The sequence below is a fragment of the Streptomyces vinaceus genome (assembly GCF_008704935.1).
GTDB classification, from domain to species: domain Bacteria; phylum Actinomycetota; class Actinomycetes; order Streptomycetales; family Streptomycetaceae; genus Streptomyces; species Streptomyces vinaceus.
Window position 1 is genome coordinate 4,053,165 of sequence record NZ_CP023692.1, and the last position, 14,251, is coordinate 4,067,415.

Annotated in this window: 16 protein-coding genes; 11 read left to right on the forward strand and 5 right to left on the reverse strand. The window is 72.6% G+C overall.

Features of this window, described 5'->3' with window-relative positions; translation table 11 throughout:
* Window positions 1-8 precede the first annotated feature (8 nt).
* A complete protein-coding gene (locus tag CP980_RS18220; protein ID WP_150528622.1) occupies window positions 9-884 on the forward strand; it encodes a phosphatidylinositol-specific phospholipase C in 876 nt (291 codons plus the stop codon).
* Here CP980_RS18220 and CP980_RS18225 read toward each other — a convergent pair.
* The 5 genes from CP980_RS18225 to CP980_RS18245 all read right to left on the reverse strand — a co-directional run bounded on the left by CP980_RS18225 (window position 864) and on the right by CP980_RS18245 (window position 6,220).
* Window positions 864-2,306: a sensor histidine kinase gene (locus tag CP980_RS18225; protein ID WP_132757854.1), complete on the reverse strand. Its 1,443-nt coding sequence runs from the start codon at window positions 2,304-2,306 to the stop codon at window positions 864-866. The genes CP980_RS18220 and CP980_RS18225 overlap by 21 nt on opposite strands.
* On the reverse strand, window positions 2,303-3,058 hold the full coding sequence (locus CP980_RS18230) for a response regulator transcription factor (protein WP_099891107.1): 756 nt from the start codon (window positions 3,056-3,058) through the stop codon (window positions 2,303-2,305). The genes CP980_RS18225 and CP980_RS18230 overlap by 4 nt, the downstream gene beginning before the upstream one ends.
* Window positions 3,059-3,124: 66 nt before the next feature.
* A complete protein-coding gene (locus tag CP980_RS18235; RefSeq protein WP_150528623.1) occupies window positions 3,125-4,246 on the reverse strand; it encodes a S1C family serine protease in 1,122 nt (373 codons plus the stop codon).
* 123 nt (window positions 4,247-4,369) lie between these two features.
* Entirely contained in the window at window positions 4,370-5,392 is a 1,023-nt protein-coding gene (locus CP980_RS18240; RefSeq protein ID WP_099891111.1) for a LacI family DNA-binding transcriptional regulator, read from the reverse strand.
* 24 nt (window positions 5,393-5,416) lie between these two features.
* A complete protein-coding gene (locus CP980_RS18245) occupies window positions 5,417-6,220 on the reverse strand; it encodes a response regulator transcription factor (RefSeq protein ID WP_099891113.1) in 804 nt (267 codons plus the stop codon).
* A 456-nt stretch (window positions 6,221-6,676) separates the two neighbouring features.
* Between CP980_RS18245 and CP980_RS18250 the strand changes: the two genes are divergently transcribed.
* From CP980_RS18250 to CP980_RS18290, 10 genes are all read left to right on the forward strand, one after another.
* The gene (locus CP980_RS18250) at window positions 6,677-6,931 is read left to right on the forward strand and encodes a MoaD/ThiS family protein (RefSeq protein ID WP_030157092.1); all 255 of its coding nucleotides are present in this window, start codon (window positions 6,677-6,679) and stop codon (window positions 6,929-6,931) included.
* A gap of 10 nt (window positions 6,932-6,941) precedes the next feature.
* A complete protein-coding gene (locus tag CP980_RS35580; protein ID WP_167535849.1) occupies window positions 6,942-8,663 on the forward strand; it encodes a hypothetical protein in 1,722 nt (573 codons plus the stop codon).
* A 134-nt stretch (window positions 8,664-8,797) separates the two neighbouring features.
* On the forward strand, window positions 8,798-9,508 hold the full coding sequence (locus CP980_RS18260) for an LmeA family phospholipid-binding protein (protein WP_099891115.1): 711 nt from the start codon (window positions 8,798-8,800) through the stop codon (window positions 9,506-9,508).
* A 162-nt stretch (window positions 9,509-9,670) separates the two neighbouring features.
* Entirely contained in the window at window positions 9,671-9,754 is an 84-nt protein-coding gene (locus CP980_RS36745) for a putative leader peptide (protein ID WP_350206375.1), read from the forward strand.
* 177 nt (window positions 9,755-9,931) lie between these two features.
* Complete coding sequence (locus tag CP980_RS18265) at window positions 9,932-10,777, forward strand: sulfurtransferase (RefSeq protein ID WP_150528624.1); 846 nt, start codon at window positions 9,932-9,934, stop codon at window positions 10,775-10,777.
* Window positions 10,778-10,842: 65 nt separating this feature from the next.
* Complete coding sequence (locus tag CP980_RS18270) at window positions 10,843-11,133, forward strand: DUF1416 domain-containing protein (protein WP_030030422.1); 291 nt, start codon at window positions 10,843-10,845, stop codon at window positions 11,131-11,133.
* A 57-nt stretch (window positions 11,134-11,190) separates the two neighbouring features.
* Window positions 11,191-11,526, forward strand: coding sequence for a DUF3099 domain-containing protein (locus CP980_RS18275; RefSeq protein ID WP_373312964.1), 336 nt, complete (start codon window positions 11,191-11,193; stop codon window positions 11,524-11,526).
* Between the two features lie 114 nt (window positions 11,527-11,640).
* A complete protein-coding gene (locus tag CP980_RS18280) occupies window positions 11,641-12,414 on the forward strand; it encodes a hypothetical protein (RefSeq protein WP_229907312.1) in 774 nt (257 codons plus the stop codon).
* Window positions 12,411-13,244, forward strand: a complete 834-nt coding sequence (locus CP980_RS18285) for a hypothetical protein (protein ID WP_150528626.1) — start codon at window positions 12,411-12,413, stop codon at window positions 13,242-13,244. Before CP980_RS18280 ends, CP980_RS18285 begins: the two co-directional genes overlap by 4 nt.
* Entirely contained in the window at window positions 13,241-14,158 is a 918-nt protein-coding gene (locus tag CP980_RS18290; RefSeq protein ID WP_229907311.1) for a hypothetical protein, read from the forward strand. The genes CP980_RS18285 and CP980_RS18290 overlap by 4 nt, the downstream gene beginning before the upstream one ends.
* Window positions 14,159-14,251: the final 93 nt, after the last annotated feature.

Consider the following 14,251-nt stretch of genomic DNA (forward strand, 5'->3'; position numbering starts at 1 on the left):
GGGCGGGCATGGCACTGGATCGTCGGGCATTCATGGTCGGGGCGGTGGCGGCGGGAGCGGCGGCCGCCGTGGGACTCGGAGCGGCGGGACCGGCCTCGGCCCGTACGCTCGGCACGCAGGACTGGATGGCCGGACTCGGCGACGCGACCGCCCTCCAGCGGATGACCATCCCCGGCACCCACGACTCGGGCGCCACCAAGGGCGGGCTCTACGTCGCCTGCCAGAACACCTCGATCGCCCAGCAGCTCGACTCCGGGATCCGCTTCCTGGACGTCCGCTGCCGCGTCACCGGCGGCTCCTTCGCCATCCACCACGCGGCGTTCTTCCAGGACCTGATGTTCGGGGACGTCCTCGTCGCCTGCTGGAACTTCCTCGCCGCGCACCCCTCCGAGACCGTGCTGATGCGCGTCAAACAGGAGTATTCCGAGGAGAGCGACGCCACCTTCCGCGCCGTCTTCGACGACTACCTGGACCACCGCGGCTGGCGGCCCCTGTTCCACATCGCCGACTCCCTGCCCACCCTCGGCCAGGCCCGCGGCAAGGTGGTCCTGCTCGCCGACAACGGCGGCCTGCCGGGCCTGCGCTACGGCGACGGCAACGTCTTCGACATCCAGGACGACTACAACACCGAGCCCTTCGCCAAGCGCGGCCGGATCGAGAACCAGTTCCGCAAGGCCGTCCAGCAGCCCGGCAAGCTGTTCGTGAACTACGTCAGCACCGCCGCCTACATGCCGCCGCGCTGGAACTCCGACCGGCTCAACCCGCAGGTGCACGCGTTCGTCGACGGCGGGGAGCTGGCCGGCCGGACCGGGCTCGGGATCGTCCCGATGGACTTCCCCAACACCCGCTCCGGGCTCGTCGCCTCACTCGTACGGCACAACTGACGGCTGCTCCGGCGGCGGCGCCGGGGCGCCCGGGATGCGGAGCACCGCCTCCGTGCCCGGGCCGCCGCCCGGAGCCGCCCGCAGCTCGACGCTGCCGCCCGCGCGGCGCACCGTACGGTCCACGATCGACAGGCCCAGACCGCTGCCGGGCAGGGCGCGGGCCGAGGAGGAGCGCCAGAACCGCTCGAACACGTGCGGAAGGTCCTCCGCCGGGATGCCCGGCCCGTGATCGCGTACGGTCAGCTCGCCCGCGCGCAGTGCGACCTCGACCGTGCCGCCCGGCGGGCTGAACTTCACCGCGTTGTCGAGGACGTTGACCACCGCCCGCTCCAGCGCCGCCGCCTCGCCCCGTACGTACCAGGGCGCGATCTCGTCGGTGAAGTGCAGCTCGGGGCCGCGCAGCCGGGCCCGCGACAGCGCGCTCTGCGCGATCTCGTGCAGCGCCACCACCTCCAGCCTGGCGGGCGGGGCCGCGTCCGGACGGGACAGCTCCTGGAGGTCGCCGATCAGCGCCGCCAGCTCCGTCATCTGCGCCTTGACCGAGGCCAGCAGCTCCCTGCGGTCCTCGGGCGGGATGGCCCGCCCGGTCTCCTCGCTGCGCGCGAGCAGTTCGATGTTGGTGCGCAGGGAGGTCAGCGGGGTGCGCAGCTCGTGCCCGGCGTCCGCGATCAGCTGGGCCTGGCGCTCCTGGGAGGAGGCGAGGGCCGCCGTCATGGAGTTGAAGGACCGCGACAGCCGGGCGATCTCGTCGTCGCCCTCGTCGGGGATCCGTACGGTCAGGTCCTCGGTGCGGGCGATGTGCTCGACGGCGCCCGTCAGCTCGTCGACCGGCCGCAGCCCCGTACGGGCCACCCACAGGCCGGCGACGCCCGCCCCGGCCACGCCGACGCCGGCCACCAGGAACAGCACCCAGGCCAGCGTGGACAGCGGTTTGTCGATGTCGGCGAGCGGCCGCGCCACCGAGACGGCGAAGACCGGGCCGCCGGGCTGGGTCTGGGCCGCGAAGGTGTAGACGCGCATCGCGACGCCGGTGTCGGTCGTCGCGTCGTGCAGCGCCTTGGGCTTGCGGCCCGCCGCGACCTGCTTGTCCGTATCGGTCACCGGCAGGCCGGTCTGCCCGCTCACCCAGCAGTGGCCGCCGTCCACGGTGACGATCTGGACCGTGGCGTTCAGGTTCTCGGCGATGTCCTGCTGGGCCTGGGCCGGCGGGCGGGCCGGGCAGCCCTGGCGCAGCCGCTCCAGCACCTGCGCGGTGGGGTTGGTGGACATCAGGGACTGGTTCAGCTGGTTGCCCAGCTGGGCCCGCACCATCACCCACGACACCGCGGAGACGGTGGCCACGGCCACGGCCACCGCCGTGGCCACCAGCAGGGCGATGCGGGAGCGCAGCGGGAGCGCGCGGAATCTGGCCGACGGGCTCACTCGGGCCCTCCGGAGTCGCCCGCCCCGGCGAGGCGCAGGACGTAGCCCACCCCGCGCACGGTGTGCACCAGGCGCGGCTCGCCCCCGGCCTCGGTCTTGCGGCGCAGGTACATGACGTACACGTCCAGGGAGTTGGAGCTGGGTTCGAAGTCGAAGCCCCAGACGGTCTTGAGGATCTGCTCGCGGGTCAGGACCTGGCGCGGGTGCGCGAGGAACATCTCCAGCAGCGTGAACTCGGTACGGGTCAGCTCGACCTGGCGCCCGGAGCGGGTGACCTCGCGGGTCGCGAGGTCCATGCGCAGATCGGCGAAGGCGAGGGTGTCCGTGTCGGCGGCGGCCCCGTCTCCCCCGGCGCGCCCGCCCGCGTACGCGCTGCGGCGCAGCAGGGCGCGGACGCGGGCGAAGAGCTCGTCGAGCTCGAACGGCTTGACGAGGTAGTCGTCGGCGCCCGCGTCGAGGCCGGTGACGCGGTCGCCGACGGTGTCGCGGGCGGTGAGCATCAGGATCGGGGTGGTGCTGCCGGAGGCGCGCAGCCGGCGGGCCGCCGTGAGGCCGTCCATCCGGGGCATCTGGATGTCGAGGACGATCAGGCCCGGCTCGTACGCCGCCGCCTTCTCCAGCGCGTCGAGTCCGTCGACGGCGGTCTGTACGTCGTACCCCTCGAAGGCGAGGCTGCGGCGCAGGGCCTCCCGCACGGCCGGCTCGTCGTCGACGACGAGGATGCGGTGCGGGTCGCCTTCGGCCGGATTCATCTTCGGTCCCCCAGGGGTGGTGGTCGTGGTCGGTCGTACCAGGCTCGCACGGGAGCCGGGGGTCGTTCAGAAGGACGTCCCGAAGCCGCCGATGCCGGAGCCGTTGCCGCTGTTGCCGTCGCTGTTGCCGCCGCCGGTGCCTCCGGGGCCGCCCTTGCGGAGGGCGTCCAGGTCGGCCTTGATCGTGTTCACCGGGATGGCGAAGCCGAGGCCGACGCTGCCGGCGCTGGAGCTGTCGCTGGAGGGGGAGTAGATCGCGGAGGGCATGCCCACGATCTCGCCGTTCATGTTGACGAGGGCGCCGCCGGAGTTGCCCGGGTTGAGGGAGGCGTCCGTCTGGATGGCCTTGTACGAGGTCGTGTTGGACCCGGTGTTCCCGTTGAACTGCTGGCCGTCGTAGGAGAACGGCCAGCTGCCGCCACCGCCGCGCTGGCGTTGGGGGGACTGCTGCTCGGACTTGGGCACGTTCACCTCGCGGTCCAGGGCGGAGACGATGCCGCTGGTGACCGTGCCGGTGAGGCGGTCGGGGGAGCCGATGGCCACGACCTGGTCGCCGACCTTGAGGTGGTCGGAGTTGCCCAGCTTGGCCGGCTTGAGGCCACTCGCTCCTTGGAGCTTGATGAGGGCGAGGTCCTTGTCGGGGTCGGTGCCGACCGTCTTGGCCGTGTACTTCTTGCCGTCGCTCATCGTCACCTGGATCTCGGTGGCGCCGTCGACGACGTGGTTGTTCGTGACGATCTCGCCGTCCGCGGTGACCACGACGCCGGAGCCGGTGCCCTGACCGGAGCCGGTACGGGTGTCGATCCGCAGGACGGAGGGGCTGACCTGCTCGGCGACCCCGGAGACGGTGCCGGTGCTGGACTGCGAGACGTTGGTGCCGTTGATGCCGCCACCGCTGCGGTCCTGGCCGGCCAGCAGCTGCTGCACCCCGGCGGCGGTGCCGCCCCCGATCACGGCGGCGGCCAGCGCCACGGCCGCGAGCAGCGCGACGGGCCGCTTGGCCCGGGCCGCGTGCGCGGGCCCCTCGACGGGCGCCGGCTCGACCGGCGGCCGGTGGGCTTCGTGCCACCCGGGCGCCGAGGCCGGCGGCGGGTAGGCGGGCGGCGGCGGGTACTCCCCGAAACCGGCGCTCTGGGTCGGGCGGTTCTCCTGCGGGTACTCGCCGTCGCGGCGGAAGCTCTCGGTCATGTCTCTGACTGTGTCCGCGGATCATGAGAGCTTCCTGAGTCCACCCTGAGAAGCCCGACAGAACCGCGTATGCCCGATATAAACCCAGCTCCGCGCGGGCCGGGGCCCGGGCCGGTGTACGGCTCAGCGGCAGCCGCAGGAGCGGCGGATCACCAGGGCCGACGGGAACTGCTTCAGGCGTTCGCGGCGGGAGCCGGCCACGCGCAGGGCGTCGTCCAGTACGAGGTCCACGGCCGCGCGGGCCATCGCCGGGCGGTCCGAGGCGATCGTCGTCAGCGGCGGGTCCGTCAGGGCCGCCTCCTTGACGTCGTCGAACCCGGCCACGGCCAGCTCGCCGGGGACGTCGATGCGCAGTTCGCGCGCCGCGCGCAGCACGCCGATGGCCTGGTCGTCCGTCGCACAGAAGATCGCCGGCGGGCGGTCCGGGCCGGAGAGGACCTCCAGCGCCACGCGGTACGCGTCGTAGCGGTTGTACGGGGCCTCGAAGAGGCGGCCCTCGACCGAGCGCCCGGACTCCTGCATCGCCCGGCGCCAGCCCTCCACGTGGTCGGCGACCGGGTCTCCGACCGACGGGGTGTTCTCCACCCCGCCGATGCAGGCCACGTACTCGTGCCCGTGCTCCAGCAGGTGCCGGGTGGCGAGCTGCGCGCCGCCGATGTCGTCCGTGACGACCGCGACGTCGTCGATGGCCTCCGGGCGCTCGTGGAGCAGGACGACGCGCGCGTCCCACGCCTCGATCTCCGAAGCCGCGCGCTCGCTCATGCCCTGGCTGACCAGGATCAGGCCCGAGACCCGCATCCCGAGGAAGGCCCGCAGGTAGTGCACCTCGCGCTCGTCCCGGTAGTCGGAGTTCCCGACCAGGACCATCTTTCCGCGCTCCGCGGCTGCCTGCTCGACCGCGTGCGCCATCTCCGCGAAGAACGGCTGGCGCGCGTCGGGGACGATCATGCCTATGAGGTCGGTGCGCCGTGACGCCATCGCCTGCGCGACCCGGTCCGGGCGGTAGCCCAGCTCCTTGATCGCGGCGAGTACACGCTCGCGCGTGGCCGGGGCGACCGGCCGGGGTCCGTTGTTGATGACGTAGCTCACGACGGCGGTAGACGTACCCGCAAGTCGTGCAACGTCATCCCGCGTCACCTTGGCCACGCTCGGGAGTCTACGCGGGGTGACCTACCTCTGGGCAGGCCGTCCTGCCGACTGGGCGATCACAGGAGGTTCCTCCATACGGGGGACGCCGGCCGCCGCCTGGGCCGAAGCCTTGGCGGCCGCCTGGGCCGCCGCCTCCGCGGCCGCCCGCTCGACCTTCTCCGGCGTGACGAAGCGGTAGCCGACGTTGCGGACCGTACCGATCAGCGACTCGTGCTCGGGGCCCAGCTTCGCGCGCAGCCGCCGTACGTGGACGTCCACGGTCCGGGTGCCGCCGAAGTAGTCGTACCCCCAGACCTCCTGGAGCAGCTGCGCGCGCGTGAAGACCCGGCCCGGGTGCTGCGCGAGGTACTTGAGCAGCTCGAACTCCTTGAAGGTGAGGTCGAGGACCCGCCCCTTCAGCTTCGCCGAGTACGTCGCCTCGTCGACCGAGAGGTCGCCGTTGCGGATCTCCATCGGGGAGTCGTCGGAGCCGAGCTGCTGGCGGCCGGTGGCCAGGCGCAGCCGCGCCTCGACCTCGGCCGGGCCCGCCGTGTCGAGGAGGACGTCGTCGATGCCCCAGTCGGCGGTGACGGCCGCGAGACCGCCCTCGGTGACGACGAGGATGAGCGGACAGCCGGGTCCGGTGGAGCGCAGCAGCTGGCAGAGCGAGCGCACCTGCGGCAGGTCGCGGCGGCCGTCGACGAGGATGACGTCCGCGCCGGGGGTGTCCACGAGGGCCGGGCCCTCGGCGGGGGCCACCCGCACGCTGTGCAGCAGCAGGCCGAGGGCGGGCAGCACCTCGGTGGACGGCTGGAGGGCATTGGTCAGCAGCAGGAGGGAGCTCATGCCCGACCACCTGCCCCTGCCCAGGTCAGGCGTTCGTGCACGGTTCGCTGGTCCATCACGTCGGTTCCTCCTCGGTCCCGTCGAGGACTTTCGCGGTACTGCTTCGTACGTGGTGCGTGGTGGTGCCCGTCGGTCCCCGCGCCCTGAGGTCCGGACGGCCACCGGTGTTCTCGGTCCGTTCAACGTGCTGAAAGCACAAAAGGACCCGGGGGCAACGTTGCCCGGATCCTCTCGCCAGCAGAATAGCCCACCCGTCGCCGCGTGGCCCGGGGTCGGCTGCTCCGCTTCTGTGGTTCCTGCCACCCTTACGACCAGCGTATGCCCCGGTTTCACCGGATCGGTGGACGTACGGGAGGCTGCCCGGGCGCATGCGGGGCGCGCGGAGGCACGCCGGATCCGGGGGCCGGAGGCGTCATCATGGAGGCCGACGGTAGAGAGCCGACGATAGGAGCTGCAGTGGCAACCGGAACCATCCGCTACTGGGCGGCGGCCAAGGCCGCGGCCAAGACGGCGGAGGAGCCGTACTCGGCGCGGACACTGGCCGAGGCGCTCGACGCCGTACGGGAACGCCACCCCGGTGAGCTGACCCGGGTCCTGCAGCGCTGCTCCTTCCTCGTGAACGAAGAGCCCGTGGGCAAGCGCCCGCACGATGCCGTACCGCTGACCGAGGGGGGCACCGTAGAGGTGCTCCCGCCGTTCGCGGGCGGGTGAGCGGAAACCGATGAGCACTCCCGAGGAACAGCAGAACCAGCAGAACCACCAGCACCAGCAGCAGCCACGTCAGGAGCCGGACCCCTACGGGACCCAGACCTGGCAGTCGGACACGTGGGAGACCGGCTACCAGCCGGTGCATCAGGTGCAGCCCGCGCAGCCGCCGCCGGGCGCGCTGCCGGGCCAGCCGGTGGCCCCGGAGGGCTGGTTCCGCGACGAGGCCCCGGCCGCGCGGCCGCAGGCGCAGGGCCGGCACCGCTCTGAGGCCGCCGCCCCCGAGCAGTCCGCGTACCAGCCGCCGCAGCAGCAGCCCGCGGCTCCCGAGGGCTGGTTCCGCGACGAGGCGGCCGGCGTCCGGGAGGAACCGCCCGCCACGGGCTGGGCACCGGGTGGCGCGGTCTGGTCCGACGGCTCCGCCGCGGAGCGGACGGCCTACCTCCCGCCCCAGACCGCGGCCCCGGCGGCCGACGCCGCCGAGACGGCGTACCTGCCGCCGTACCCCGGCCCCGGCGACGCCGGGCAGCAGGCCGCGGCCGCTCCGCCGTACCCGGGTTCCGCCGCGGGCGGGCAGCAGCCCGCCGGGCCGGTCTACCCGGGTTCCGGCGCCGCCGCCGCGGCCGAGACCGCGTACCTGCCGCCCTACCCGGGCCCCGGCGAGGCCGAGCCGCAGGCGCAGGCCGTCGCTCCCGACGGGTGGTTCCGGGACGAGGCGGGCGCCGGCTCCCGTGACGCCTGGGCCGAGGGTTCCGCCGCGGAGCAGACCGCCTACCTCCCGCCGCAGGCCGCCGCCCCGCAGGGCGCCGCCGAGCAGACCGCCTTCCTGCCGCCGTACCCCGGCCCGGCCGCGGCGGACACCGCGTACCCCGGCCCCGGTTCCGGGGAGCCGGCCGCCGCCGCTGCGACCGCCGCTGTCGCCGGCGCCGACGGCGAGGAGCCCGCGTACTCCCCGCCCACCGTCGGCGGGAACACCCTGCGGGCCGTCGATCCGGCCCAGGCCCGCGCCGAGGGGCGGTCGCCGATCATCGACCCCGGGCCGCAGCCGGCCATACTGACCGCCGCGCTCGGGCTGCTGCTGGCCGGCGCCGCCGCGGTCGGGGAGCTCGTGCTCCTCGGACCGCTGATCGTCCTCCAGGGGCTCACCGCGGCCGGCTGGTTCCGGCTCAACGGCATGTGGCCCGCCCGCCAGGGCATCGCCCTCGCCTTCCTCGGAGCCCTCGTCGCCGACGCGGCCGTGCTCGCCGTGGACGACACCTACGGCCCCGGCGCGATCATCGGCACCCTCGGTGCCTGGGTCCTGCTCACCCTCGTCCTCCAGCTGCGCAGCCACGCCGACCCCGACGAGCGGATGTACGGGCTGATGGCCTCCGTGGCCTCCGCCGCGCTCGCCATCGTCTGCGCCGGCTACCTGGCCGCCGACTCCGCCGCCGTGAGCGTGGGCGCCGCGGCCGTCGCCGTGGCCGTCTTCACGCGCGCGCTGCCGCTGCCGACCCCGGTCTCCGTGGGCGTCTCGCTGGCCGCCGCCACCGGAGCCGGCATCGCCGTGGGCGGGCTGACCCCGGTAGGGGTCGGCGGGGCGCTGGTCGGCCTGGCCGCCGGGGTGTGCGCGCTGGTCGGGCTGCGGGTGGCCGCGTACGACTACCCGTCCAAGTTCGTGCACATGACGGCCGGTGTCGCGCTGCCGCTGGCGGCCGCCGCCCCGGCCGTCTACCTGATCGGCCGGGTGGTGGGCTGACGCCGCCCCCGCAGGCCTTCAGCCGTCAGGCCCGGCCCGGGCGCCATGCCCGGGATCCGGGCCTGACGGCTCCCGTACGCCGATCGTGTTCCACTAGAACGCACGTACCAGTCGGTCGACAGGGGGAGGGGCACGTGCGGTTCCTGCGCGTCATCGTGATCATCGCTGTGGTGCTGGGGGCGCTGTTCGCCGGCGTCGACCGCTGGGCGGTGAACTACGCCGAGAACCGGCTGGCCGGCCGCATCCAGGCGCGCCAGGGGCTCGCGGGGTCCACGGAAGTGGACATCCACGGGTTCCCGTTCCTGACCCAGGCGCTCAGCCACGACCTCGACCGCGTCGACGTGAAGCTCACCGGTGTGGAGGCCGTCTCGGACGGCCGCAGGACGCGGCTCTCGCAGCTCGACGCCGGCTTCCGCGGCGTGAAGCTGAACGGGGACTACAGCGGGGGCACGGCGAAGCACGCCGAGGGCACGGCCCTCGTCACGTACAAGGACCTGACCGAGGCCTCGCAGACCGGCGTGACGGTCACCTACGGCGGCGCGCCCGGCAAGGTGAAGGTCACGGCGGCCCTGGAGTTCCTCGGCCGGAAGCTGGCCCCCAGCGTGGTGTCGACCGTCACCCTCGTGGACGCCCCCGGCGGCGGGAAGATGGTCCGCGTCCGCGCCGACGACGTGCCGGGCGAGGGGCTGCCCGGGATCGAGGGCGCGGTCCGCAAGAAGACGGACTTCGACCGCCGGCTCGACGCCGGCCTGCCGTCCGGGCTCAAGCTGACCGCGCTGACCTCGGACGAATCCGGTGTGCACCTCACTCTGAGCGGTACGGACGTGGTGCTGGCCGGATCGTGAGACGCTGCGGTCCGATCCTCAGATGGAAGGACCGCCCGAAGGCCCCCGGAGGCGGTCCGGCAGCGGCCCGGGAGCATCTGCGTCCCACCATACGGACGATCCTGTCTCGGAATATGACACACCGGTGACAGGGCGGCCGATTCGTCCCTACGATCCATGGCTATGAAGCATCAGCAGGCGGACCTCACGAAGCGACGGGCAGTAGACCTGTGTCGCGTCGCCGCCATGCTCTGTCGATCCATGTGACCTGTGAGCGCTTCCGCTCCATCAGCCGGACGACCGTCCTTCACGCGTGACCGCACCGCAGCCGCACCCTCCTGCCCACCGACGCCTCCCCGCGTAGGGCCCGAGGAAGCCGCCAGCAGCGGTACGCACCAGGAGTACCCGCAGATCCCGCCGCACACTGCCCCGGAGGAGACCACCATGAGCCGCAGCGACGTCCTCGTAGACGCCGACTGGGTCGAGGCCCACCTGAACGACGCCGACGTCGTCATCGTCGAGGTGGACGAGGACACGTCCGCCTACGACAAGAACCACATCACCAACGCCGTCCGGATCGACTGGAAGCAGGACCTCCAGGACCCGGTCCGCCGCGACTTCGTGGACCAGGAGGGCTTCGAGAAGCTCCTCTCCGCCAAGGGCATCTCCAACGAGGACACGGTCGTCCTCTACGGCGGCAACAACAACTGGTTCGCGTCCTACGCCTACTGGTACTTCAAGCTGTACGGCCACCGGGACGTCCGCCTCCTCGACGGCGGCCGCAAGAAGTGGGAGCTCGACTCCCGCGACCTGGTCGACGGCACCGAGGTCCCCAACCGCCCGGCCACCCAGTACAAGGCCCAGCCGCAGGACGCCTCGATCCGCGCGTTCCGCGACGACGTCGTGGCCGCGATCGGCGTCCAGAACCTGGTCGACGTCCGCTCGCCCGACGAGTTCTCCGGCAAGCTGCTCGCCCCGGCGCACCTCCCGCAGGAGCAGTCGCAGCGCCCCGGCCACGTGCCGAGCGCCCGCAACATCCCGTGGTCGAAGAACGCCAACGACGACGGCACGTTCAAGTCCGACGAGGAGCTCACGGCCCTCTACCAGGCCGAGCAGGTCGACCTGGCGAAGGACACCATCGCGTACTGCCGCATCGGTGAGCGCTCCGCGCTGACCTGGTTCGTGCTGCACGAGCTCCTGGGCCAGGAGAACGTCAAGAACTACGACGGCTCCTGGACCGAGTACGGCTCCCTGGTCGGCGTGCCGATCGAGCTCGGCGCCAACAAGTAGTCCCGCCGGGTACGCGACGCCCGCCCCGTAGACCGTACGACCTCTCCAGGACAGGACAGAGAAACATGTGTGGAGCACAGATCGGCGGGCCCGACCTCGCCACGCTCAAGCCCGGTGAGACCGCCATCCAGGGCCAGGTGACCAAGGACGGCGAGCCCGTCAGCGGGTACGTGCGCCTGCTCGACTCGACCGGCGAGTTCACGGCCGAGGTCCCGACGTCGGCGACCGGCCAGTTCCGCTTCTACGCGGCGACCGGTTCGTGGACCCTGCGCGCGCTGGTTCCCGGCGCCCAGGCGGACCGCGCCGTGGTCGTGGCCGAGGCCGGCGGCGTGACGGACGTGGCGATCGCGGTCTGAGCACCGCACGCCTGACATGACCGGCCGAAGGGCCGCACCCCAGGGGGTTGGACGCCACTGGAACGGGGTGCGGCCCTTCGTGCCGTCGCGACCCTGCGCGGTGTCCCCCTCCGGCCCTACCCTGGAGGCATGTACGCCCGGCGGCGCCGCGTCTACTTCGTCCTCATGGGCGGATGCATCTTCCTCTTCGTATCCGCCTGGTCCTTCGTGCGGCTGTTCTCGGTCGAGGCGGCCGTGGCCCTGTGCGTGGTCGCCATGGTCATCCCGCCGGTCGCCGCGATGATCGCGAACCGGCGCGGCCCCGACGACCGCTGGTGGGACGACCCCTCGGGGGACCCGAAGTCCGACGAGTGGTGGGACGAACTGGACGGAAAGCGGCGCCACGAGGACTGACGACCTCGCGAGATAAGAATGTAATAAGCACGCGTACAACCGGCCCTCTCTTCTACAGGTCATGGCTGTGCACGGGTGATCGCCCGATGCCCCATGTCCTGCGGGGGGACCTCCTTGGAACACGCACAGACCATCCCTGACCGGCCGGAAGGGGAGGAGACCGGAACGCGCCGCCGACGCGGCGGCCGCCGTACGGTCCTCCTGATCGCCGGCGCCGTCGCACTCGGCGTGCTCGCGGGCACGGTCACCGGCTACGCGATCCAGTACGACCGCGAGCCCACGCCCCTGCCACCGCTGGCGCAGCAGGAGATCGCCCAGCCGAAGCCGCAGGCTCCGAACGAGTCGACGAGCACGCGCTCGATCAACGCCAACCGCTGGCACAAGACGGACGACGACCTGGCCAAGATGCTGATCGAGGCCCCGTCCGGGGCGAAGGTCGCCGCATCGGGCTACGAGTCACCGGACGAGTTCTCGGCGCGCTACTACGAGCACCCCAACCAGGGCCTCGGCTTCCAGCTCCGCAACGGCATCCGGCGGATCGCCGCCCGCCGGTGGTTCGAGAACGATACGAACTACGTCTCGGTCGAGCTGTTCCAGTTCGCCGACCGCTCGGGGGCCATCGCCTACCAGGACGACAACGGCTACCTCGGGACCGAGGAGTACGCGGGCAATCCGGGCAAGGACCTGGCGGGTGTGCCGGCGGCCTACGGGCACGTCTGGATCGACTCCCGGACCCACGAGAAGCCCGGCTACTACCCGACCCGCTCGGCCCGGGTCGTCGCCCGCCGCGGCGACATCGTGATGGAGATCGAGTACACGAACAACCGCGGCACCATCGACGAGAACACGGTCGTCGAGCTGGCCAAGCGGCAGTGGGAGCGCCTGTGAACGACCAGCAGAACGACCAGCAGAAGGACCAGCAGAACGACCAGCCCACCGATGCCGCGGCCGGGCCGACCGCGCCGCCGAAGCGCCCGGTGAACCGCCGCAAGGCCGCGGCCCTGGCCGCGGGCGCCGTCGCCTTGGCCGTCCTCGCCGGGGGCGCGCTCTGGGCGTCCGCCGCGATCGCCGATGCCGACCGCAGCGCCCCGACGCGGTACTGGATCGCCGCGGGCCCCACGCCCAGCTCTTCGCCGGAGCCGGTCCCGTCCGTGCCGTCGAACGAGCTCACCGGAAAGCTGATGCCGCTGCCGGTGAACTACAGCCTCGGCCCGGACATCGCCGTCGACGGCAACGACTTCTACGTCTCCGGCGAGCGGGCGATTGAGGACCTCAAGGAGGCCCGGTCCGGTCTCTCCGGCCCCCAGCGGGAGCAGCGGGACAAGGCCCTCGCCGACCTGAAGCTCAAGGGCATGGCCGGCCGCAGCTACAGCAAGGACCACCTGGGGCTGGTCGCGGAGGTCCGCCTCACGCAGGCCGACCCCTCCGCGCTCGCCAAGTTCTCCGAGGTCGGCAAGAAGGTCCTCGACCTGCTCGGCGACGACCGCGAGGCGCCGAAGGTGGACGGTTTCCCCGACGCCAAGTGCGCCCTGCAGAAGATCGGCGACCCGGACGCGAAGGACAAGGAGAAGATCGACACGATCGACTGCGTCGCCGTCCAGGGCGACGTCCTCGTGGACTTCCGGGCGTACGGGATCCCGCAGTTCTCCGTGACCGAGGTCGCGGACCTGTTCAAGCAGCAGCTGAACCACCTGAAGGCCCCCGGGGAGTCCGTGTGACCGAGCAGAACACCGCCGGAACCGCTCCGGCGACCGAGACCGCAGCAGCGTCCGGGACCGTCTCCGCGCCGGAGACCGCGCCGGCGATCACGCCGGAGGCCGTGCCGGAACACGTCGACGCCGGGACGCCGGACCCGGCCGCCCCCAAGGAACGCCGCAAGCTGTTCGCCGCGCTGCGCTGGACGGCCGCCGTCCTCGTTTTCGCCGCCGTCGGCACCGGGGTCGCGTACGGGATCAGCCGGGCCGAGCGCACCCACGTGCCCGGCCTGTCGACGCTCGGCGACGGCCGCTGGACGTACCCGACGCTGTCCAGGCCCGCCCTGCCCGTCGGCGCCCCGCTGGCCAAGGGCCCGGACAACCGCCCCGGCACGCACTACGTGCCGCTGACCGGGCTGCTGCTGCCGGCCCCCGAGGGCGCCCGGCCGGACGACGCGGTCAAGCCGGACAAGGACGGGAGTGTGTCGGTCGACGCCTTCCTGGCGGAGTACGCGCCCGACCGCCGGGCCAAGCTGAAGGAGTACCTGGAGTACGAGGGACTGCGCCAGCTCACCGGGCGCGGCTGGACCACCGCGGACGGCACGCGCACGCACGCCTACCTGCTGCGTTTCCACGCCGAGGGCTTCGTCGACGCCTTCGCCGGCTGCAGCACCAACATGCAGCTGGCCGGGGCGCCGGTCCTGGAGATGGACCTGTCCTGGCGGGACGTCGTGAGCAAGCAGGAACAGGGTGCGAAGCGCCCCGAGGGCGTCAGCCTGTTCAAGGAGCCCGGGCCCGCCAACGGCGACGAGCAGACCAAACTCGGGTGCATCGAAGCGGGTGACGTCCTGAGCGTGATCATCCAGACCCGCAAGGGCGAGGTGGCCACCGTTCCCTTCCACCAGACGGTGATCCTGCAGAGCCAGCTGCTGAGCTGACCGATCACGGGCGGAAACGGCCGTGCGGCCTACCTCACGGAGTGCACCGGTCCCCGGGCCAGTAGGCTTGGGGACCGGCCCCGTACACGCCCA